Raw genomic sequence first — 20789 nt, forward strand, 5'->3', positions numbered from 1 at the left:
AGGGCGGGATCGGCCCGCCGGGTCGCCCTCGCCCTGGCCACCGCACCGCTCCAGCTCCGGGTGCGTGGGCACCGCCGTGAACGTTCCGTACGCCTCGGCCTTTACCCGTACCCGGCCTTGAGGTGTCAGCGACGTGCGGCACGTGGCGCCCAGCGGGTATCGCCGAAGCCCAGCAACGCCACGGGATCGTGTGCCGGCCCAGCAAGCCCACCGGCACTTTCTGTACCTCAACTACTCGCACCCGTGATCGTGAGGTCTCCGCCCGCGGGGACGTGCGGCCGGGGCGTGCCGCCGGGGCGGACCTGGTTCGCGGGGGGCACGGGACTTCTCTTACACTCCGTAGGGCTCCGGCCGGTGCAGGCCCGGGCATGCCACGTACTCCGCAGAGATGGGTCCCATGAGCGCCATCAGTATCGGTCAGGCAGCTGTGCTCGGCGTCGTGGAGGGGGTCACCGAGTTCCTCCCGATCTCGTCCACCGGCCACCTGAAGATCACCGAGGGCCTGATGGGCATCCCGGTGGACGACAAGGCGGTCGTCGCCTTCTCCGCGGTCATCCAGTCCGGCGCCATCGCGGCCGTGCTGGTCTACTTCTTCAAGGACATCGTCCGGATCTGCAAGGCGTGGTTCACCGGCATCGTCAACCGCGAGGAGCGGTACCACCACGACTACAAGTTCGGCTGGTGGGTGATCTTCGCGACGATCCCGATCGTGATCGTCGGACTGGCGGCCAAGCCGCTCATCGAGGGCCCACTGGCCTCACTGTGGGTGGTCGCCGGCTCACTGATCGTCGGCAGCGGCGTGATGTGGGCGGCCGACCAGATGGGCCGCCACAAGCGCGGCGAGGACGACACCACCTTCAAGGACGCGATGCTCGTCGGCTCCTCGCAGATCCTCGCCCTGCTCTTCCCCGGCTTCTCCCGCTCCGGCGCGACGATGTCCACCGCGCTCATCCTCGACCTGGACCGGGTCGCCGCGACGCGGCTCTCCTTCTTCCTGGGCATCCCCGCGCTGACCGGCGCGGGTCTGTACGAGCTGAAGGACGCGCTCGGCGCCGGGGTGGACACGGCGCCGCTCGTCGTCGGGACGGTCGTCTCCTTCGTCGTCGCGTACGCGTCGATCGCCTGGCTGCTGAAGTTCGTGGCCAAGCACTCGTTCAACGCGTTCATCGTCTACCGGATCGTGATCGGCGTCCTGCTCTTCGGCCTGCTCGGCACGGACGTCATCACCGCGTAGGCGTACGGCCGGACAGGGCCAGGGCCCGCTCGAAGGCGCCGGCCGCGGCCGGGTCCGGGAGCGTGACGGGCGCGGCGAACCCCTCGTAGCGGCGGTAGACCTCGGCGTACCGGTCGACGACCTCCAGGACGAACGTGGCGAGGCCCTCGCCACAGCGGTACTCCTGGCCGGTGGCGCGGGCCACGTCCCAGCCGTGGACGGCGAGTTCCTTGATGATCATCGAGGCGACCTCGGCGGCCGGCATCTTCGCGTACCCCAGGTCGATCTCGCCCTCCCACACCTCCGGCACCGCCCACGCCGCGACGGCGTGGTCCAGCCGCTTCGCGTACGCCCCGGCCCAGTCCGGGGCGGCGGTGAAGTCGCGGGTGGTCAGCTCCTCGGGCAGTGGCTCGCGCAGCGCCCGGTGCTCCAGGCCGTGCGAGGTGTAGAGGATCCAGTGGTTGAGCAGCGTGCGGGTGTCCCACTCCCCGCACGGGGTCGGCGCGGACAGCCGGGCGGGGTCGCCGCCCACGCCGCGGGCGACCCGGGCGGCCTCGGCGGCGGCTTCGATCATGAACGCGTGCAGTTCGGTCATGCGTCCATCCTGCGGAGACGGGCGGCGGCCGGTCTTGAACAAACGCGACAGCCGCACCCCGGTCCCGCGTGGCTACGCGCCGGCCCGGACGTCCACGAGCACCTTGCCCACCGCCCCCTCCTCCACGGCCGCGTGGGCGTCGCCGGTCCGCTCCAGCGGGAAGCGGTGCAGCGGCAGCCCCGCGTCCTCGCCGACCCGCAGGGCCCCGTCGGCGAGCGCGGCCGTCAGGGCAGCGACGGCCTCCGCCTTGGCCGCGTCCGGCATGGTGTAGACGAGCACGCCCTGCCAGCGCAGGTTGCGCGCGAAGCTCTCCCGTACCGGCAGGGTGAACTCGGCGCCGCCGTTGTCCGCGTAGTAGGCGACGACGCCCCCGGGCGCCAGCACCGCCAGGTCGAGCGCGGTGTTCTGCGCGACGGACACCTCCACGACGATGTCGACGCCCCCGGGGGCGGCCTCGCGGATCTCCGCGGCGGCGTCGCTCCTGCGGTAGTCGACGACGTGGTGCGCGCCCGCGGCTCGGGCGAGGTCCGCCTTGTAGGGGCCGCTGACCGTGGTCACCACCGAGGCCCCGGCCCAGCGGGCGAGCTGGATCGCCGCGTGGCCGACCGCGCCCGCGCCTCCCGCGACCAGGACCGTCCGGCCGTCGAGGGCGCCCGGCGCGAGCCGCGTGGGGCCGTGCTCCGCCACGGTCAGCGCGCGGTGCGCGGTCATCGCGGGGATGCCGAGGGCGGCGCCCAGGTCGAAGGACGCGGAATCGGGCAACGGCACCGCGTGCGCCTCGGGGAGCGTCACGTACTCCTGGGCGGTGCCGTCCGCCCGCTGCCAGGCGGCCTCCCACAACCACACCCGCTCACCGGTCCGCCCGGGGTCGACGCCCTCCCCGACCGCGTCGACCACCCCGGCGCCGTCCTGGTCCGGCACCTGCTCCGCGACCATGGCGGGCGGACCGCCGCGCCGCGACTTCCAGTCCGTCGGGTTGACCCCCGACACCTCGACCCGTACCCGCACCTCGCCAGGACCCGGCTGCGGCACCGGCCGCTCGGTCAGGCGCAGCACCTCGGGGCCGCCGCCTTCCATGTACACGATGGCCTTCATTATCCGTACAAGGCCCCCACCGACGCGCATTCTTCCCGCCGCGCGGTGTCCGGTACGGGTAGGGTCGGCCGGTGTCCTCCGCGCCCGCTGATCCGCCGTCCCTGGAGGCCGCGTTCCCCGCGGCGCTCGGGCCGGACGTGCGCGCCGTCACCGCCCTGCTGCCGCCGGCGTCCTTGGGTCCCCGCTGGGAGGTCCGCGGCGGCGTGCGAATCCCCGTGCGCCTCCACCACGGCGAACCGGACCCCTGAGTGACGGCCGCGCTCACCCCCCGGCAGCGCCTCGTCCTGCACTGTCTGTCCGCGGTGCATCACGACGGGTACGTGCGGCAGCGGCACGCGGCGCACGTCGCCGGGGTGGCCGAGCCCTGGGCGGTGCCGTTCATGGTGCGGCTCGCCGGCGAGTACGTGTGGGAAATCGTCGCGGACATCCGTACGCGGCTCACGGAGGCCCTCGTCCCGGGGAGCGAGGCGCGCAGGGTCCACGGCGCTTTCGCCGCGGAGCACCCGGAGTTCCTCGCCGTCACCGAGCGCCGCGCCGTGAGCTACTGGAACGAGTACCACCGGTGGTGGTTCCCCGAGTTCGCCGGCCATCCCGCGGCCGCGGTGCTGGAGTTGCTGCGGGCCGCGGCCGTGGAGACGACGGGCCGCGCGTGGCCGCGGCAGACGAAGGCACGGAGGGGTGCGCGCTGAGCGGCGTCAGGCGCGCGCGGCCCGTTCGCACAGGACGGCCGCGCCGGGCGGTTCCGGCGCCGGCTCGGGGAGACCCACCGCGGCCGCGCCCGGCGACCGATGCGGGGCGCGGGGGACGAAGGCTCCGCTGGTGCCGCCGCGACCTCGGTGGACCAGGACGCCGGAGACCGGATCGGGGACGGCGTCGAGCGCCGCGCGAGTGCCGGGCAGGGCGCGCCACCCGAGCCAGTGCTCCTCTTCCCGGAAGCACAACTCGAAGACGACGCCCCACCTGTACGTGTGCCATTCCCACGCCAGTGCACGGTTGGTGACCGCCGACTCCACGAGCGTCGACGCGTACGCGTCACGCCATGCCGCGGCGGGTGTGCTGGCGTTGAGGACCTCGATGGACCACCAGTCCGCTGCCATACCCAAAACGATAGGCACTTCGCAAGTCGCCCGCCAGGGTCCTGTCCCTGACGGCGCGTCACGCGGGGTCGGCCGAGGCCAGCAACTCCGTCACTCGCGCCGCGAAGCGGGCGTCGCAGGGGTGGGGGACGCCGGTGCGCACGGCCGTGAGCAGGGCGTCGATGGCGTTGCCGAAGGCGGGCACGGGCCCGTCGGCGCGGCCGGGGAGCGAGGCGACCCCCGTGGTGCCGCGCAGTTCGACGGTCATGCCGGCCGCCGCCGGCGGGGCGGTGAGGCTGAGCGCCGACGTGCTGGAGGCGCCGCTGTCGTGCCGCAGCACCAGGTGCACGGTGTCGCCGGGCCCCTGGACGGCGGTGAGCGAGGTGACGTCCCCGAGGACCGGGAGGAGCACGGACAGCGCGTGCGGTCCGACGTCCCACAGCGCGCCCTTCTCGCGCCGCCAGGGGGAGTCGGCGAAGGGGCTGTCGCCGGAGGTGAACACCGAGCCGAGCCACTCCGCGCGGGCGGTGAACCAGCCGTCCAGGGAGGCCTGCTCGTCGATCCAGGCGGAACTCGTGGCGTCGAAGCGCAGGGTGAAGAAGACCACCGACGCGACCCCGGCCGCCTCGGCGGCGTCGGCGACGCGGCGGGCGTCGGCCACGGTCGTCGCGACCGGCTTGTCGAGCAGCAGGTGCCGGCCGGCCTCGGCGGCGCGCGCGGCCAGCGGGGCCTGCACGTCCGGGGGCAGGGCTATCGCGAGGGCGTCCACCTCGCCGATGAGCTCGTCCACGTCGGCGTAGGCGCGGGTGCCGAGGGTCGCGGCGAGCGCGGCCGCGGCCTCCGGGCGGCGGCCCCAGATCCCGGTGAACTCGACGTCGGGGTGGGCGGCGAGGGCGGGGCCGTGGGCGATCTCCGCCCAGGGGCCGGTGCCGAGCAGTCCGATGCGCATGGTCACCGCTCCCCGGCCGGCTCGGTGTGGCTGCGGTACCAGGTGCGGTCGAGGTCGACGACGTCGACGGCGGTCTGCACGCTCAGTCCCGGCGTCGGCGCGAGGTGCGCGCCCAGCAGTTCCAGGACGGCCTCGCTCAGCCGGGTCTTGGCCTCGGGCGTGCGCCCGGACAGGACGGCGAACTGGACGAGGACCAGCGCGTGCTCGGGCGCGCCGTCGGCCAGGACGTACTCGTCGGACCGGCGGAAGCGGGTCTTGCACGCCTCCACCCTGGTGTCGATGATCTTGGCGACGAGCGGGTGCAACGCGGTCGCGAAGCCGCGCCGGTCGAACGCGTCCGCGAGGTTGCCGGTGTAGTCCACGGTGATGTGAGGCATGGCACACACCCTACGTCCCTGGTCACGGCGGTCCGCGGGGGCCCGTCACCGGGGGGCCGGGCGGCGGGCGCGGATCGCCGACAACCTCGAACACACGGGGGTTTCGGCACTCGCCCCGAGAGCGGCCGGAGCCGCTGCGCGGGGCCTCCCGGACGCGGGGCCGGGGTGTCCGGCGGGTGAGACGGCGGCGCGTTCACATCGGGTTAACACACGGGCAATGGATGCGAAATCGCAAGTTGTGACGCTGCAGCGGCAACACCACCCGCCCCGCAAGGCCCACGCCAACAAGGATGACGCCCGTGAGCTACAAGGCCGAGTACATCTGGATCGACGGTACCGAGCCGACCGCGAAGCTGCGCTCGAAGACCAAGATCCTCGCCGACGGCGCGGAGCCCGGCGTGTGGGGCTTCGACGGCTCCAGCACCAACCAGGCCGAGGGCCACAGCTCGGACCGCGTGCTCAAGCCGGTCGCCACGTACCCGGACCCGATCCGCGGCGGCGACAACCTGCTGGTGCTGTGCGAGGTGTTCAACATCGACGACACCCCGCACGCCTCCAACACCCGCGCCCTGCTGCGCCCGGTCGCCGAGCGCTTCGCGGGCCAGGAGTCGCTGTTCGGCATCGAGCAGGAGTACACCTTCTTCCAGGGCTCCCGCCCGCTGGGCTTCCCCGAGGCCGGCTACCCGGCCCCGCAGGGCGGCTACTACTGCGGCGTCGGCGCCGACGAGATCTTCGGCCGCGAGATCGTCGAGAAGCACCTCGACAACTGCCTCGCCGCGGGCCTGGGCATCTCCGGCATCAACGCCGAGGTCATGCCCGGCCAGTGGGAGTTCCAGGTCGGCCCGCTCAGCCCGCTGGAGGTCGCCGACCAGCTGTGGGTCGCGCGCTGGCTGCTCTACCGCACCGCCGAGGAGTTCGGCGTCTCCGCCACCCTCGACCCCAAGCCGGCCAAGGGCGACTGGAACGGCGCGGGCGCGCACACCAACTTCTCCACCAAGGCCATGCGCGAGGGCTACGACGCGATCATCGAGGCCTGCGAGGCCCTCGGCCGCGACGACAAGCCGATGGAGCACATCAAGAACTACGGCTCCGGCGTCGAGGCCCGCCTGACCGGCGCCCACGAGACCGCCCCCTGGAGCGAGTACAGCTACGGCGTCTCCAACCGCGGCGCCTCGGTGCGCATCCCGTGGCAGGTCGAGGTCGACAAGAAGGGCTACATCGAGGACCGCCGGCCCAACGCCAACGTCGACCCCTACGTCGTCACCCGCCTCATCGTCGACACCTGCTGCTCGGCGCTGGAGAAGGCCGAGCTCGTCTGACGTTCCGCACCGTCCCCGAGGGCGCCCGTCCACACGCCGGGCGCCCTCGGCGTGTTCGGTCACGGTGTGCGGACGGCCTCGAAGAGGAAGCAGCCGTACTCCACGGCCCGTACGTGCACCAGGGCGACCCGCGGATCGGCGAACCGGGCCGCCAGCACGGCGTCGGCGGCGCCCGCGGCGACCTCGCGTGCGGTCAGCCGGACGAGGCGGCCGCCCAGGATGCGGCCCCGGGCGTCGTAGCAGCGGAAGACCCGCAGGTCGCCGTGGAGGGCGGCGGGATAACCGGGGGTGCCCGGCGGGCCGGGGCAGTCCGCGGCGGCGGCGTGCACGAAGACCGGCCCGGTCTCGGCGTACGGGCCGGGGTCCGCCCCGGTCGCCGCGGCCCATCGCCGCAGCGGCGCGTAGGCCGCGAGCGAGATCCGCTCCCCCGGTGCGGAGTGTCGCAGGCAGCAGCGGAGCGGGGCGCCCCCCTCCGGGTCCGGCTCGGGGCGGGGGACGAGACCTGCGTCGTCGGTGCCGCGCAACTCCTCCGCCACGGCCGGGTCGATGGCCCGGACCACGTACGCGATGCGGTGGGTTTCCATGCCGCCAGCCTCGCCGGTACCGGTCACGGGCTCCGGCGGGATTCGGACGTCGCGCTCACCGCCTGCCAGGCGGCGCGGTCGTCGGGCAGCCCCAGCCGGGCGAAGAGGGCGCCCCGGTTGCCGCCGCGCGGGTCCCAGAATGTGTCGTGGGCGGCCAGGGCGGCGGCGTAGGCCCGCTGGACCGGGGTGGCGGCCCGGGCCGCGGGGCCGTCGGGGCGGGCCAGGGCGTGCCCTGGTGCACGATCGCCCCGTTGAGGTGGTCCAGGGCGGCCCGGACGTCCGCCTCCGGTCCGGTGCGCAGGGCGGCCAGATGCCGCGGGGTGTCCGTGGCGGCTCCGTAGGCGTGGAACAGGTTTGACCAGTCCGTCTCATGCATGCGGCCATCGTGGTCCCGGGCACCGACAACGGCCTCCCCAAGGGCACTTGGCCGCTCCCGCGCCGCGTGCGGGACACGGGCGGCGGGGTGACCATCCCAGGATTCACTCGTTCTACGGAGGGTGAACGCCCAGCACGCGACCGCCACCCGTCCCCGGCACGGCGCACCCGTGATCGTGGACGTCGAGGAGGCGGAGGCCGCACTCGTCGAGAACTACCCGCACCTGGTCCGGCTGGCGTACCTGACGCTGCCGCCGTCGCTCGGCCGGCACCGGAGGGTGCTGACCGCCCACACCCTGACGCAGGGCGCGCTGCCGCGCTCACCGTGCGAACCTGACCCCGCCGTGGTGGACGTGCCCGGACCGCGGGGGACCGTGGACCCGGCGTACGCCCTGGTGCGGCAGGAAGTGCTGGACACGGCACTGGCGTTCGGGCGCGAGCGGGGATGGCGCGGCCGGCTGCGCAGGGCGCTGGTGGTCGGCCCGGCGCCGTACGTCTGGGGCCTGCGGCTGCACACCAAGGCGACGGGGACGGACGAGGCTGAGCTGGACCGGGCGCTGTCCGGGCTGAACGCCGCCGGGCGCGCGGCCTACGCGCTGCTGGAGCTGGAGCGGCCCCGGCACGCGGACGGCCGCGAGGTGCGCAGGCTGCTGGTGGCCTCCGGGGTGGCCGACCCGCGGGGCGCGCTGAAGGCCGCCAGGGCCGTACCGGAGGGGCTGCTGCTGGGCGGCAGCGGATTCGACCCGTGCACGGTGCAGGCCCGGCCGACGGATCTGCTGCGCAGGCGGCAGCACGTGCGGGTGGGCCTCGTCACGGCGGGCGCGATCGCCGTCACCGCGACCCTGGTCGCGGTGCTGACGGGAGGGCAGGACCCGTACGCGGCCGGCGGGTCGCCGGGCGCCTACGGGACCGCTGGGCTGCTGGACCCGGCGAAGCTGACACGGGTGAAGGACACCGCGTGGACCCGCGCCTCCCGGGTGGACTTCACGGCCTGGCCGACCCGCGGCGGGCGGGCCGGCGACCAGGCGCTGCTGGGCCGGGCGATGGCGGTGTGGGCGCACCCCTCCGCCCGGGTCGCCGTGTCGGCCACCAAGGGCACCGACGAGGGACTGCCCGCGCAGCAGCCGCAGTTGCTGTACGCGGGGGACGTGGACGGCGCCGCCGTGGTGCTGATGTACGACGGCCTGCGCCTGGTGCGCTACGCCGAGCCGCTCGACGGCGGGGGCTCGGCGGCCCTGGACTTCGCCCGGGTGGACGGCGCGGGCGTGACCACGGCGGCCGTGGTCCTCGGCCGGACGGACGGCAACACCCGTTTCCTGACCGCCCCCTGGATCGCCGGGGCGGCCTCCCGGGACCTGCGCGACCCCGGGCGCGCCGCGGCGAAGCTGGACCGCACGGCGGACGGGGTGACCGAACCGGTGCGGATGCCCGGTGCGGACAGCCGTCCCGGGGTGTGCGGGGACACCTGGCCGGCGCTGCAGTTCCGGGCCGCCGGGGGGCTCGGGGTGGACCGGCCGTTCCTCCTCACCGACCTCGGCGACCTCGTGCCGGCGCACCTGACGTACCAGCCGCCGGAGGGTGGCGCGCCGCTCGAGGCGACCGGCCCCACGGCGCTGGCCTACGTGGCCCGTACGGCCTGCAACCTCTCCTCCATGAGCGGCCTGGGCACCCGGTCGGTCAACGTCTGGCGGTACGCGACGCAGCGGCTGCCGGAGGACAACGGGCAGGCGTCGTGGGTCTGTGCCCGCGCCGACACCTGGCGTGGCACGGACGGCCGGGCGCTGGCGCTGTTCCTGCCCCCGGTGTCCGAGCCGGGCACCCCGGGCGCGCCGGTGGGCCAGAGCGGCCGGGACGGCGGGGCGTGCGGCCGGGCCGTGCCGCAGGTGCTGGCCGGGGCGCTGTGGAAGTCCACGGCCGGTCATTGGTACCTGCTGGCGGCGGGCAGCCGTGACGTTGCGCGGATCAAGGCCACGGGCGGCGTGACCGGCGCCTCGAAGGGCTCGACGATGGCGGTCCGGGCCGCACAGGGCGCCCGGGCCGAGCTGTCGGCGGTGCTCGACTCGGGCGCGGCGCTCACGACGCTGCGCTGAGCCCCCCGCCTCCCCCGTCCCGGTGGCCTGCTCCGCGGGAGGTGCGGCCGCCCGTGCCCTCGGTAGCCCTTTCCTGCGCGAAGGGTTCGGTTACGGGCGGGGCTGGGGCGGCCTGTCGTGCTCGGGGGTCGGCCCGGCGTTGTCCGGGAGGCGGGCCTGTGAAAATAGGGGCATGAACGACCTCTCCTTCCGTCTCGCGCTGCCCGACGACGCCGCCTTGCTGGTTCGCCTCCGCGACGACGCGGCCCGCTGGATGCAGGAGCACGGCATCGACCAGTGGAGGCCGGGTGAGATGGACGAGGAGCACTTCCGCACGCGTATGGCGGAGGGCGAGGTCTGGCTCTCGGAACACGGCGGCCGGGTGGTCGGCGCCTGGGAGCTGTGGTGGGCCGACGAGCACGCCTGGGGGGTACGCCCGCCGGACGCGGGCTACGTCCACCGCCTCATGGTGGACCGCACGACCGCGCCGCGCGGCGCCGGCCGGGCCATGCTCGACCGGGCGGAGCGCCGCATCGCCGAGCGGGGCCGCCCGTACGCGCGGCTGGACTGCGTGGCGCGCAACCCGCGGCTGCGGGCGTACTACGAGGGCGTGGGCTACACCGTCGTCGGCGAGCAGCCGCACAAGCAGGGCGGCAAGGGCAGTCCGTACGCGGTGACCCTGCTGGAGAAGAAGCTGTAGGCGCACGGCACGAAGCGCAGCGGCCCGCCCGGAGGTTCGGGGGCGGGCCGCTCCGCCGTCCGCGGCCGACGAGGTTCCCAAATCAGGTCTCCCGGCGCCGGGCCCGCTCAAAGGCGTCATGGGCCGCGCGCTGGATCTCCTCCCGGTCACGCACGACGGCCTCCATCTCCTCGTCGGAGCCGGGCCCCGGACCGGGCCCCGTGTCGGTGAGTCGGTCGTAGAGGTAGCGGCAGGCCGCGTCCTCGGTGTCGAAGTGCCGGTGCGGTTCGTACACACCCCGTTCGTAGTTGCCGACCACCCACGCGCCGCCCTCCTGCCGGAGGTACCTGAAGTCCGGGGGCCTCAGGTCGAACTCGTGGAAGCCGGGAATCTCGTACAGCCCGCCGGGTACCCGGGCGGAGGCGAGCGCCTCGCTCAGCTCGCGTCGGTCCATGGTCGGGCCCGTCAGTTCAGGCGGATCAGGTCACCGTTGGCGACGTGCTTGGCCACGGTGTCGCCCTGGAACAGTACGTACTGCAGTCCGTTGCCCGGCTGCCCGAACCAGGGCTCCGCGGGTCCCGCCTGGACGGTGAAGGGCTTGACGACCTTGTACAGGTGGTAGTTGAAGGGGTAACCCGCGTCGAAGGTGTTGAGGTTCGACGGGGGGATGGCGCGCTGGGAGAACGGCGAGCCCGCCGGTGAGAGGAACCTGCCGTTCTCGTTGCCGAAGCGGTCGATCTTCTGTCCGACGCTCAGGACCAGGTCGACGGGAGGGAAGTCCGTGCGGAAACCGTCGGGGTTGGTCCCGGCGGGCGGGAACTTGTATTCGTTCGTCGTGAAGTTCCACCAGGTGCCCAGGAAACCGTTGGCGTTCTGCCCGTCGAGGCGCCGGTAGCCGGCCAGGATCGTTCCGAGCAGGCCCTTGGTGGGCAGTTCACGCGGGCCGAGCCGGGGGTCACCGCAGAAGAACTTGGGACTGGTGAAGGTGGCACCGACGCAGATGCGGGGGTTCTCCGGGCCGCCGGGCAGACGCCCGGGGGAGCCCGCGACCTGGCCGGGTCCACCGCCCGCCACCGGGCCGGGTCCGTGGCCCGGCCCCGGGCGCTCGGCGGTGGCCGCGGGCTTTGCGCCCGGGCCCCAGTCCTCGGCGTGCGCGGGCGTGACCGCGCCGGTGAGGGTGCTGAGGAGCAGGACGAGCAGGGCGGGAAGGCTGGAAAGCGCTATTCGCTGGCGCCGCTTCAAGGGTCCTCCTGGGGACGACGGGAATGAGGCCTTCCGGGGCGTCAGTCACACTGCGTCACCGGAACCGCGCGAATACGTACCCCTACCGGTGCCTCGTCCGGAGCCGCCACGCCCTTGATTCATCCGGATGGCCACCTACTTCGCCCGTACGCAGCACCGCCCGGCCGGGGCCCGCGGTGAGCGGGGCGCCGGCCGGGCGGTGACGGAGCGTGTCGTTACTTCCCGACGAACACCGCGACCGTCCTGCCCGGGACGGTGAAGGTGCCGGAGGCCGCGTCGTAGGAGGCCTGCTTCACCACGGGGTCGGAGCCCGCGGCCTGCGCCGGGTGGAGGGCGTAGCCCTTCCCGGACAGGGCGGTGACCCGCTGGTCCTGGGCCTTCGGGGTCGCGTTGAAGACCACCACCAGCGAGCCGAGCCGCATGGTGATCACGCCCGGGGTCTCGTTCCTCCCCGACAGCGGGAACGAGAGCCGCTCCTGGACCTGCGCCGCCGAGGTCAGCCCGAAGGCCGGCTCGGTGGAGCGGATCCGCAGCAGGTCCCGGTACGCGGCCGAGGCCGAGGTGATCTGGGCGCAGCCGACCTTGAGCGTGTCCGCGGTCAACAGCGGTCTGGCGTAGGACCACTTGGACTCGTTGTCGGCCTTGGGCGGCAGGCCGCGGCCGAAGCCGTTGCCCGCCGAGCAGTCCCAGCGGATGGCGTTGAACCAGTCGCCGGAGTCGTACGAGTTGCGGTCCAGGGACTTGGACCGCAGCAGGTCCGAGCCCGCCTGGTAGAGCGCGGGCCCCTGGGAGAGGGCCGGGACGGCCTCGGCGAGCACCTGCATGCGCGCCCGGTCGGCGGGCGAGGTGCCCTTCGGCAGCTTGAAGGCGAGCGCGTCGTACAGGGCCTCGTTGTCGTGGGCGTCGACGTAGGCGAGGGCGTCGCCGGGGGCGTCCGCGTAGCCGGCGGGCGAGCCGTTGTAGTCGACCTCGGCGCCGGTGACCTCCTTGCCGCTGCTGTCGGTGAAGGAGAAGGACTTCAGGTTGCCGGTGAGGCCGACCTTGATGAGGTCCTGGTAGTGCAGCAGGCGGGCGCGCTGTTCGGCCTCGCTGCCGTTGGCGGCGGAGCCGCCCGGCTCGTTGAACAGGCCGGAGGCGAAGCCCTGGACGCCGGGGTCGGAGTCGAAGGGACCGCCGCCGCGGACCGCGTCGCGGGCCCGGTCGGAGAAGGTGGCGACACCGGTGCCGGCCATGTTCTTCTGGGTGGCCTGCACGAAGCGGGCGTCGTCGGCGACCTCGCCGAAGTTCCAGCCCTCGCCGTAGAGGATGATCTTCTTGCCGTCGACGCCGTCCTCGGCGGGGGTGAGCTCGTCCAGGGCCTTGCGGACGGCCAGGATGTTCGCCTTGGGGTGGTGGCCCATCAGGTCGAAGCGGAAGCCGTCGACCTTGTACTCCTTGGCCCAGGTGACGATCGAGTCGACGACCAGCTTGCCCATCATCGCGTTCTCGGGCGCGGTGTTGGAGCAGCAGGTGGAGTTGGCGACGGTGCCGTCGTCCAGCAGGCGCTGGTAGTAGCCGGGCACGATCCTGTCGAGGACGGACTTGTCGTCCTGGCCGCTCGCGGCGGTGTGGTTGTAGACCACGTCCATGACGACCCGCAGTCCGGCCTTGTTGAGCCCCTGCACCATCTTCCGGAACTCGACGGTGCGCTTGGTGCCGTCGGGGTCGGTGGCGTAGGAGCCCTCGGGGACGGTGTAGTGGAAGGGGTCGTAGCCCCAGTTGTAGGCGTCCTTGGCGGCGACCGCGGCCACGCATTCCTGCTGCTTGTCGGAGTCGGCCGGGTAGGCGGCCAGGTCGCAGTCGACGGTGGCCTGGTCGGCGCTCCTCTCGGCGACGGTGGCGAAGTCGAAGGCCGGCAGCAGGTGCACGTAGGAGACCCCGGCCTTCGCGAGTTCCCTCAGGTGCGTCATGCCCGCCGACCCGGTGTCGGTGAAGGCGGTGTACCTGCCCTTGTCCTTCGCGGGGACGGTGGTGTCCGCGACGGAGAAGTCCCGGATGTGGAGTTCCTGGATCTGCGCGTTGTTGAGACCGACGGCCTTGGGCTTGGCCAGGCCGGACCAGCCGCTCGGGGCGAGGGACGCCTCGTCGAGGTCGACGACCAGGCTCTGCTTCGAGTCGGCGGTCAGGGCGACCGAGTAGGGGTCGGTGACCTTGTTGGTGACCACCTTCTGCACGCTGGGTGCCCAGACCTTCACCAGGTAGCGGTACGGCTTGCCGGTCCAGGCGCGTTCGCCGTGCACGCTCCACACACCGGTGGACGCGTCGCGCCGCATCGGGACGGTACGCCCGTCGAGGTCCAGGGCGACGGACTGCGCGGTCGGGGCCCACACGGACAGGGTGGGCTTGCCGTAGGTGAAGACCGGCCCGAGCACTGCCTTGGTCGCCTTGGCGGCGTACAGGTCGTCCAGGACGCCCTGGATCTGCACGCCGGTGGCGGAGAGCAGCGCCCCGTTGGCGAGCCGCTGGGTGGCGACGACCTGGCCGGTGAGGGCGGCGCGGACGCGGTCGCGGTCGCGCGGGTCGATCGTGAAGGCGGCGTAGTCCTTCAGGTGCGGGAAGCGGGCCTTCTGGGTCTCGGTCAGGCCGCCCGCGACGCGCTGCAGACGGAGCCAGTGGCCCTCACCGGTGAGGGCGCCGTCCTTGATCGCCAGGCCGCCGTCCGGGGCGTACACCAGCTGGACGCTGGCCGCGGTGTCGCCGGTCTTCCAGGCGACGGTGTCGGCGTCGATCCACTGGGCCTTGGCCGAGGACGGGTCGAGGTCGGCGGAGGAGCCGGCGGTGGCGGGCAGCAGGTACTTCTCGGTGCCGTTCAGCAGCCACACCTCGTGTCCGCTGGCGGTGAGGTCGAGCGACTGGTCGGCGGGCAGGTCCTTGGTGTCGCCCTTGTGGATGATGTAGCTGAGCGACGTGGCACCCGCGGCGAGCGGCACCTCGAAGACGGCGCCGTAGGCGTCGGTCCGCACCGGCTGCAGCGGGGCGGTCCAGTCGGTGGGGTTCGCGGCGCCGGTCCAGGTGTGCAGGCCCCAGCCCGCGTAGTCCTTGTCCGCGCGGTGGTAGTGCAGGACCGCCTTGGTCTTGTCCTGGCCGGGCTCGGAGCCGGGCGGGGCCTCGGTGAGGACGGCCTCCTTGCCCTGCTCGGCCCAGATCTCACCGGTCTTGGTGACGTCGATGAAGCGGTCGGCGGCGACGTCCTTGTTGCCGTCCTTGTCGATGACGAGGTAACCGACGCTGGACGCGCCCGGCTTGAGCTTGACGTAGGCGAAGGCGCCGTAGGCGTCGCGGCCGATGAAGTCGTGGCCGGCCGGCCAGGTGGTGCCCTCGCCGTCGGCGATGTCGCCCCAGGCGTACAGGCGCCAGTCGGTGTAGTCGTCGTCCGCCCGCTTGTAGTGGACGACCGCGTAGTCGCGGCTGCTCGCCACCGGGGTCTGCGGCGGGGCCGGGGTCCCGCTGGTGGTCTCGGCGGTGGCGGCGGCGGTCCGGCCGGCGGAATCGATCACGACGGCCTTGTACCGCAGCGCGGTGCCGGGCGTCACGCCGTCGCCGACCGTCTGGGTGACCCGGTACGGCGCGTGGTCCGCGGAGCCGAGGACCTTCCACGGCCCGTTGCCGGTCTGCGCGGCGAAGACGACCCGGTTCAGCTGCCCGCCGTCGACGTCGGCGGAGAGCTCGACGGTGCCGGTGGCACCCGCGGCGGGGGCGTTCAGGGTGAGGGCCGGCCGGGCGGCGGGGGCGCCGAGCGGCTTCGCCGCCTTGTAGACCACGGCGGACAGGGCCGGGACGGTGACACCGATCTTCCGGTCGGAGCCGCTGGTGACGGAGCCGTCCGTGCCGTAGACGGCGGTGAAGGCGGTGTTCGCGGAGCCGGTGGGAACGTCGGCGGTACGCGCCTGCGCCGCGTTGTTGACGGCGACCACGTACTCGGTGCGGGTCTTCGCATCGGTGCGCGAGAAGGCGTAGATCCCGGCGCCGTCGGCGGCGTAACGCTCGGTCTGGACACCGTCGGCGAGCGCCGGGTGGGCCTTGCGGAGCGCGGCGAGCTTCGCGATCGCCTTGTAGAGCGGGGCGACGGTGTCGTAGGCGTCGCTCGCGTGGGTGCGGTCGGTGCCCAGTTCGTCGTCGTCGAGGTAGTCGGCGACCTTGGACGCGAACATCGTCTGGCGGGCGTCCTTGTCGCCGCCGGCGCCGGTGAAGCCCTGCTCGTCGCCGTAGTAGACGACCGGGTTGCCTCGCGAGAGGAACATCAGCTCGTTGGCGAGCCGGTCCCGCTTGACGAGCTCGGCGTCGCCGGCCGCCGGGTTGTCCTGCTTGAGGAACGTGCCGATGCGGCCCATGTCGTGGTTGCCGAGGAAGGTGACCTGCTCGTACGCGTTGGCCTTGTCGGTCGTGTACCGGTAGTCGTCACCGAAGACCGAGGCGAGCCTGCCTGCGGAGCCGCCCTGGGAGGCGTACTGGCGGGCGGCGTCCTGGAAGGGGAAGTCGAGTGTCGAGTCGAGGCGGCCCTGGGTGACGTACGGGGAGGTGATGGATGTGTCGGCGGAGTAGACCTCGCCGAACATGAAGAAGTCGTCGCGGCCGTGCTTCGCGGCGTAGGCGTCCAGCGCCGTGGCCCACTGCGTCCAGAAGGGCAGGTCGACGTGTTTGACGGTGTCGATGCGGAAGCCGTCGACGGCGAAGTCGCGGACCCACTTCTCGTAGATCTCCTCCATGCCCTTCACGACCTCGGGACGCTCGGTCCACAGGTCGTCCAGGCCGGAGAAGTCGCCCTGGTCGGAGCTCTCGCCGGCGAACGTGGAGTCGCCCCGGTTGTGGTACATCGCCGGGTCGTTGAGCCAGGCCGGGACCTTGCTCTTCGCGGTGACGACGGGGGTGCGGGGGAAGGAGTCGCGGTCGACCGGGGGGAAGGCCTTGCCGCCCTTCGCGTAGTCGCTGTCGTCGAAGGGCACACCGTCCTTCGTCAGGTAGGGGAAGGCGCCCTTGGAGAGGTAGCCGTAGGACTTCTCGTCGTAGTCGACGACGTCGGCGGTGTGGTTGGTGATGACGTCGAAGAAGACCTTCATGCCCTTGGCGTGGGCCTTGGATATCAGCGCCTTGAGGTCGGCGTTGGTGCCGAAGTGCGGGTCGACCTGGGTGAAGTCGGTGATCCAGTAGCCGTGGTAGCCGGCCGAGGCCTGATCCCCCGTCCCCTGCACGGGCCGGTTCTTGAAGATCGGCGCCATCCATATCGCGGTGGTGCCGAGGCCCTTGATGTAGTCGAGCCGCCGGGTGAGCCCCTTGAGGTCACCGCCCTGGTAGAAGCCCTTGTCGGTGGGGTCGTAACCGGTGCTGAGCCGGGTGCCGGTCAGACCGCCCCTGTCGTTGGACGCGTCACCGTTGGCGAAACGGTCCGGCAGCACGAAGTAGAACTGCTCCCGCGTGAGGTCGTGACGCGCGGGCTGCGCGGCGAGGGCCGCGTCGGAGGGCGGTGGAGGCGGGGCCGCCGCCGAGGCGGCGGGGGCCGAGGCGGGGACGGCGAGGGCGGCGGCGAGGGCCGCCACCGCGACGGCTGCGGCGCCGCGTCTGCGCGCGCGTGGGCGCGCGGACGCGGGCAGCCCGGTGTGCTGGGCCACGGGGTGTTCTCCTTGCGGAATCCGTGTGCGGACGGTTGTACCTCTGGGAGCCCACGCGCCATGAGCCTTCGCCCGGCAGCGGTGCCGGACCGTGACCGGGACCGTACCCCTCGCGAAGGCCTTACAGCAAGATGTCGCAAGGATTTCCAACGGCACGACGGCGACCTCCCGGCGCCCTGAAGGACGCCCACCGCGGGCGGCTGCTGGTGCGGAACTTCACGCGGGAGAGCGAGCACGGCGAGCCGAGCTCCTTGGAGTACGCCGCCGCGACGCGGTCCCCGGCGGCCTGGGTACGGACCGGCCACAAGCCCGCGCCCGCCACGGTCGCGGCACGGCCTCCTGCCCGGCGTTCGACGCCGGGGTGCGTCCCGCGGCGCTACGCCTCCCGGGTGTACCCGCGGCCCGGGGCCGGCACTGGCCGGCGCTGTCCGCCGCGCGGGAGCGCGCCTGGAACCGTCTGGACGGCGTGGGCATCGCGCCCTGAGCCGACCCCTTCACGACCGCAATGTGGCCTCCCACCTGCGGTCACGCCCTTTCGAAAGGCCCCTGCAGAATCTTGCAGAAAGTTTCTGCAGGGGCCTTCCGTCCTGGCCGTAACGGCTGTTACGTTCCTCTTCGGCCCGGTTCGGCCGGCCGGGGGTCCGCCCCTGAACGGCGGGTCCCACGCGCCCGGCCGGCCGGACCGGTCGCCACCGAGACGGAGACGGGCCCAGGACCGACGAAGCCACCCCGCTGCGCCCCGCCCGGGGCAGGTCCAGGGCCCGCCTCAACACCCGCACGCGGCACGCGTGAGGCCGGCCGGCCCCGCCGTGGGGAACGCTCTCAGGAACGCCGTCCGGCGCCGGGCGCCTGGCCCGTCGAGCCGCGGACGACCAGCTCCGTCTGGAAGACGAACTCCGAGCGCTGCACCGGGTTGCCGCCGATCTCCTCCAGCAGCGTGTTCACGGCGGCCGCGCCCATCGCCTCGACCGGCTGGCGGACCGTCGTCAGCGGCGGGTCGGTGAAGGCGATCAGCGGCGAGTCGTCGTAGCCGACCACCGAGACGTCCCCGGGGACGGCCAGCCCCCGCTCCCGCACCGCGCGCACCGCGCCCAGCGCCATCAGGTCGCTGCCGCAGACGATTCCCGTGCAGCCCTTGTCCAGCAGCGCCCCGGCGGCCGCGTGGCCGCCCTCCACGGAGAAGAGGGTGTGCTGGACGTACTCCGCGGCCTGCTCCTCGCCGAGCCCGAGCAGGGTGCCGAGGGCCTCGACGAAGCCCTCGACCTTGCGGTGCACGGGCACGAAGCGGTTGGGTCCGACGGCCAGGCCGATCCGCTGGTGGCCGAGCTCCACCAGGTGCTGGACGGCGATGCGCGCCGAGGCGCGCTCGTCCGGCGAGATGTACGGCCCGGCGATCGCCGGGTTGTAGCCGTTGACCAGGACGTAGGGCACGCCCTGACCGAGGAGGCGGGCGTAGCGCTCGGGGTCGGCGGTGACGTCGGCGTGCAGACCGGACAGGAAGACGATGCCGCGCACCCCGCGCTCCACCAGCGCCTCCACCAGTTCGTCCTCGGTGGAGCCGCCGGGGTGCTGGGTGCACAGCACCGCGGTGTAGCCGTATCCGGTCAGGTTCTGCTCGATGACCTGGGCGAAGGCGGGGAAGATCGGGTTGTTGAGCTCGGGGGTGATCAGCCCGATCTGGCCGGCGCTGCGCTGGCGCAGCCGCACCGGACGCTCGTAGCCGAGCACGTCCAGTGCGGCCAGCACCTTCTGCCGGGTGGCGGGGGCGACCCCCGCCTTCCCGTTCAGCACGCGGCTGGCGGTGGCCTCGCTGACCCCCGCCTGGGCCGCGATGTCGGCAAGTCGGGCTGTGGTGTTCACAACTCCAGACCCTATGCGACCGCGACGCACGTCAAACGGCCCACCAGACGGTCGTGTCGGCCGGGACGACGACCCCGCCCGCCGTGACCTCCACCGGCGAGCTGGCCAGCAGCACCGCGCCCGGCACGGGCAGCGTCACCGGCGCGTCGGTGGTGTTGACGGTGCACGCGAACCCGGGCCGGCGGAAGGACAGCACGCCCTCCGGGGCGTCCTGCCACTGGACCGACTCGCCCGCGCCCAGCCCCTGCTGGTCGTGGCGCAGCCGCAGGGCGGAGCGGTACAGCTCCAGGGTGGAGCCGGGGTCGCCGGTCTGCGTGGCGACGCTGAGGCCCGCCCACTCCTCGGGCTGCGGCAGCCAGCTGCCGCCGCTGCCGAACCCGTGGCTGGTGCCTTCGGCGGTCCACGGGATGGGCACGCGGCAGCCGTCGCGGAAGCCGTCCTGGCCGGCGGCGCGGAAGAACGCCGGGTCCTGGCGGGCCTCGTCGGGCAGGTCGATGACCTCGGGCAGGCCCAGTTCCTCACCCTGGTAGACGTACGCGGAGCCGGGCAGGGCCAGCATCAGCAGCGAGGCGGCGCGGGCGCGGCGCAGGTCGTAGGTCCTGCCGTCGGAGGACAGCCGGGTGGCGTGGCGGACCACGTCGTGGTTGGACAGCACCCAGGTGGTGGGCGCGGCGACCGGGCGCATGGCGTCGAGTGAGCGGTCGATGACCTCGCGCAGCTCGGCGGCGTTCCACTTGGTGCCGAGGTACTGGAAGTTGAAGGCCTGGTGCAGTTCGTCGGCGCGGACGTAGTTGGCGGTGCGCTCGACGGTGGGGGTCCATGCCTCGGCGACCGCGATGCGCTCGCCGTCGTACTCGTCGAGGATGCGCCGCCAGGAGCGGTAGATCTCGTGGACGCCGTCCTGGTCGAAGAAGGGCAGGACATCGTTGCCAAGGAGCTTGAGCTGCTCGTGGGCGCCGATGTCGGGCAGGCCGTCGGCCTTGACCAGGCCGTGCGCGACGTCGATGCGGAAGCCGTCGACGCCCATGTCCAGCCAGAAGCGCAGGATCGAGCGGAACTCGTCCTGGACGGCCGGGTGCTCCCAGTTGAAGTCGGGCTGCTCGGGGGCGAACAGGTGCAGGTACCACTCGCCGTCGGCGGCGCGGGTCCAGGCGGGGCCGCCGAAGACTGACTCCCAGTCGTTGGGGGGAAGTTCGCCGTTCTCGCCCTTGCCGGGGCGGAAGTGGTAGCGCGCCCGCAGCGGGGACCCGGGGCCCTCCCGCAGCGCCTGCTTGAACCACTCGTGCTGGTCGGAGGAGTGGTTGGGGACGAGGTCCACGATGATCCGCAGGCCCAGCCGGTGGGCGTCGCGGATCAGGCCGTCGGCGTCGTGGAGGGTGCCGAACATCGGGTCGATGGCCCGGTAGTCGGCGACGTCGTAGCCGGCGTCGGCCTGGGGGGAGGCGTAGAAGGGGCTCAGCCAGACGGCGTCGACGCCGAGGTCGCGCAGATAGGGGAGCCGCTCGCGGATGCCGGGGATGTCACCCATGCCGTCGCCGTTCCCGTCGGCGAAGCTGCGGGGGTAGACCTGGTAGATGACCGCGTCTCTCCACCAGTCCGTGGCGGCCACGGGCTGGTCGGAGGTGTGGGGGTGACGGGTGGTGTCCGCCAGGTACTGGGTCATGGTGATCCCTTGGAGGATGGAAGGCTCGGTACGGCGATGAGGCAGGGG

The 20789-nt window shown here is 73.1% G+C and carries 18 protein-coding genes; 7 read left to right on the forward strand and 11 right to left on the reverse strand.

Annotated elements, in window-relative coordinates:
• Positions 1–397: 397 nt before the first annotated feature.
• A complete protein-coding gene (locus tag AC3EUJ_RS30605; protein WP_431967064.1) occupies positions 398–1234 on the forward strand; it encodes an undecaprenyl-diphosphate phosphatase in 837 nt (278 codons plus the stop codon).
• Here AC3EUJ_RS30605 and AC3EUJ_RS30610 read toward each other — a convergent pair.
• Both AC3EUJ_RS30610 and AC3EUJ_RS30615 read right to left on the reverse strand, forming a co-directional pair.
• Positions 1224–1808, reverse strand: a complete 585-nt coding sequence (locus AC3EUJ_RS30610; RefSeq protein WP_431967065.1) for a TIGR03086 family metal-binding protein — start codon at positions 1806–1808, stop codon at positions 1224–1226. The genes AC3EUJ_RS30605 and AC3EUJ_RS30610 overlap by 11 nt on opposite strands.
• A gap of 72 nt (positions 1809–1880) precedes the next feature.
• Positions 1881–2903: an NADPH:quinone reductase gene (locus AC3EUJ_RS30615; RefSeq protein ID WP_431967067.1), complete on the reverse strand. Its 1023-nt coding sequence runs from the start codon at positions 2901–2903 to the stop codon at positions 1881–1883.
• Between the two features lie 71 nt (positions 2904–2974).
• Between AC3EUJ_RS30615 and AC3EUJ_RS30620 the strand changes: the two genes are divergently transcribed.
• Entirely contained in the window at positions 2975–3151 is a 177-nt protein-coding gene (locus tag AC3EUJ_RS30620) for a hypothetical protein (protein ID WP_431967069.1), read from the forward strand.
• A complete protein-coding gene (locus AC3EUJ_RS30625; RefSeq protein WP_431967071.1) occupies positions 3152–3592 on the forward strand; it encodes a hypothetical protein in 441 nt (146 codons plus the stop codon).
• 6 nt (positions 3593–3598) lie between these two features.
• On the opposite strand, the gene AC3EUJ_RS30630 is transcribed toward AC3EUJ_RS30625, so the two are convergent.
• The 3 genes from AC3EUJ_RS30630 to AC3EUJ_RS30640 are packed head-to-tail and all read right to left on the reverse strand — an operon-like array spanning position 3599 to position 5305.
• A complete protein-coding gene (locus tag AC3EUJ_RS30630) occupies positions 3599–4000 on the reverse strand; it encodes a hypothetical protein (protein ID WP_431967073.1) in 402 nt (133 codons plus the stop codon).
• A 58-nt stretch (positions 4001–4058) separates the two neighbouring features.
• Positions 4059–4928: a Gfo/Idh/MocA family protein gene (locus tag AC3EUJ_RS30635; RefSeq protein ID WP_431967075.1), complete on the reverse strand. Its 870-nt coding sequence runs from the start codon at positions 4926–4928 to the stop codon at positions 4059–4061.
• 2 nt (positions 4929–4930) lie between these two features.
• Complete coding sequence (locus AC3EUJ_RS30640; protein ID WP_431967077.1) at positions 4931–5305, reverse strand: 5-carboxymethyl-2-hydroxymuconate Delta-isomerase; 375 nt, start codon at positions 5303–5305, stop codon at positions 4931–4933.
• Between the two features lie 299 nt (positions 5306–5604).
• Here AC3EUJ_RS30640 and glnII point away from each other — a divergent pair, with 299 nt between their 5' ends.
• Positions 5605–6624, forward strand: coding sequence for a glutamine synthetase (gene glnII, locus AC3EUJ_RS30645; RefSeq protein ID WP_431967079.1), 1020 nt, complete (start codon positions 5605–5607; stop codon positions 6622–6624).
• A gap of 59 nt (positions 6625–6683) precedes the next feature.
• Here the strand turns inward: glnII and AC3EUJ_RS30650 are convergent, their stop codons facing one another.
• Positions 6684–7208 (reverse strand): DUF1203 domain-containing protein, encoded by a 525-nt coding sequence (locus tag AC3EUJ_RS30650; protein ID WP_431967081.1) that lies wholly within the window; start codon positions 7206–7208, stop codon positions 6684–6686.
• A 497-nt stretch (positions 7209–7705) separates the two neighbouring features.
• On the opposite strand from AC3EUJ_RS30650, the gene AC3EUJ_RS30655 reads away from it, so the two are divergent.
• Positions 7706–9673 (forward strand): hypothetical protein, encoded by a 1968-nt coding sequence (locus AC3EUJ_RS30655; RefSeq protein ID WP_431967083.1) that lies wholly within the window; start codon positions 7706–7708, stop codon positions 9671–9673.
• A 172-nt stretch (positions 9674–9845) separates the two neighbouring features.
• The gene (locus tag AC3EUJ_RS30660; RefSeq protein ID WP_431967085.1) at positions 9846–10352 is read left to right on the forward strand and encodes a GNAT family N-acetyltransferase; all 507 of its coding nucleotides are present in this window, start codon (positions 9846–9848) and stop codon (positions 10350–10352) included.
• Positions 10353–10434: 82 nt separating this feature from the next.
• Here AC3EUJ_RS30660 and AC3EUJ_RS30665 read toward each other — a convergent pair whose 3' ends face one another.
• From AC3EUJ_RS30665 to pulA, 3 genes are all read right to left on the reverse strand, one after another.
• The gene (locus AC3EUJ_RS30665; RefSeq protein ID WP_431967087.1) at positions 10435–10785 is read right to left on the reverse strand and encodes a hypothetical protein; all 351 of its coding nucleotides are present in this window, start codon (positions 10783–10785) and stop codon (positions 10435–10437) included.
• 11 nt (positions 10786–10796) lie between these two features.
• Positions 10797–11573, reverse strand: coding sequence for a TNT domain-containing protein (locus AC3EUJ_RS30670; RefSeq protein ID WP_431967089.1), 777 nt, complete (start codon positions 11571–11573; stop codon positions 10797–10799).
• 215 nt (positions 11574–11788) lie between these two features.
• Positions 11789–17218, reverse strand: a complete 5430-nt coding sequence (gene pulA / locus AC3EUJ_RS30675; protein WP_431967091.1) for a pullulanase-type alpha-1,6-glucosidase — start codon at positions 17216–17218, stop codon at positions 11789–11791.
• A gap of 447 nt (positions 17219–17665) precedes the next feature.
• Here pulA and AC3EUJ_RS30680 point away from each other — a divergent pair, with 447 nt between their 5' ends.
• On the forward strand, positions 17666–17815 hold the full coding sequence (locus AC3EUJ_RS30680; protein WP_431967101.1) for a hypothetical protein: 150 nt from the start codon (positions 17666–17668) through the stop codon (positions 17813–17815).
• A gap of 225 nt (positions 17816–18040) precedes the next feature.
• Here AC3EUJ_RS30680 and AC3EUJ_RS30685 read toward each other — a convergent pair whose 3' ends face one another.
• Both AC3EUJ_RS30685 and AC3EUJ_RS30690 read right to left on the reverse strand, forming a co-directional pair.
• Positions 18041–19078, reverse strand: coding sequence for a LacI family DNA-binding transcriptional regulator (locus AC3EUJ_RS30685; protein ID WP_431967093.1), 1038 nt, complete (start codon positions 19076–19078; stop codon positions 18041–18043).
• Positions 19079–19109: 31 nt separating this feature from the next.
• Positions 19110–20741 carry a glycoside hydrolase family 13 protein gene (locus AC3EUJ_RS30690; protein WP_431967103.1) on the reverse strand — a complete coding sequence of 544 codons (1632 nt, stop codon included), beginning with the start codon at positions 20739–20741 and terminating at the stop codon, positions 19110–19112.
• Positions 20742–20789 lie beyond the last annotated feature (48 nt).

The sequence above is a fragment of the Actinacidiphila sp. bgisy160 genome (assembly GCF_057707815.1).

Bases quoted from the DNA above. Each gene is read 5' to 3' on its own strand.
- AC3EUJ_RS30635 (WP_431967075.1), bottom strand. From the start codon at position 4,928: ATGCGCATCGGACTGCTCGGCACCGGCCCCTGGGCGGAGATCGCCCAC.
- AC3EUJ_RS30610 (WP_431967065.1), bottom strand. From the start codon at position 1,808: ATGACCGAACTGCACGCGTTCATGATCGAAGCCGCCGCCGAGGCCGCC.
- AC3EUJ_RS30630 (WP_431967073.1), bottom strand. From the start codon at position 4,000: ATGGCAGCGGACTGGTGGTCCATCGAGGTCCTCAACGCCAGCACACCC.
- AC3EUJ_RS30605 (WP_431967064.1), top strand. From the start codon at position 398: ATGAGCGCCATCAGTATCGGTCAGGCAGCTGTGCTCGGCGTCGTGGAG.
- AC3EUJ_RS30650 (WP_431967081.1), bottom strand. From the start codon at position 7,208: ATGGAAACCCACCGCATCGCGTACGTGGTCCGGGCCATCGACCCGGCC.
- AC3EUJ_RS30660 (WP_431967085.1), top strand. From the start codon at position 9,846: ATGAACGACCTCTCCTTCCGTCTCGCGCTGCCCGACGACGCCGCCTTG.
- AC3EUJ_RS30690 (WP_431967103.1), bottom strand. From the start codon at position 20,741: ATGACCCAGTACCTGGCGGACACCACCCGTCACCCCCACACCTCCGAC.
- AC3EUJ_RS30640 (WP_431967077.1), bottom strand. From the start codon at position 5,305: ATGCCTCACATCACCGTGGACTACACCGGCAACCTCGCGGACGCGTTC.
- AC3EUJ_RS30665 (WP_431967087.1), bottom strand. From the start codon at position 10,785: ATGGACCGACGCGAGCTGAGCGAGGCGCTCGCCTCCGCCCGGGTACCC.
- AC3EUJ_RS30615 (WP_431967067.1), bottom strand. From the start codon at position 2,903: ATGAAGGCCATCGTGTACATGGAAGGCGGCGGCCCCGAGGTGCTGCGC.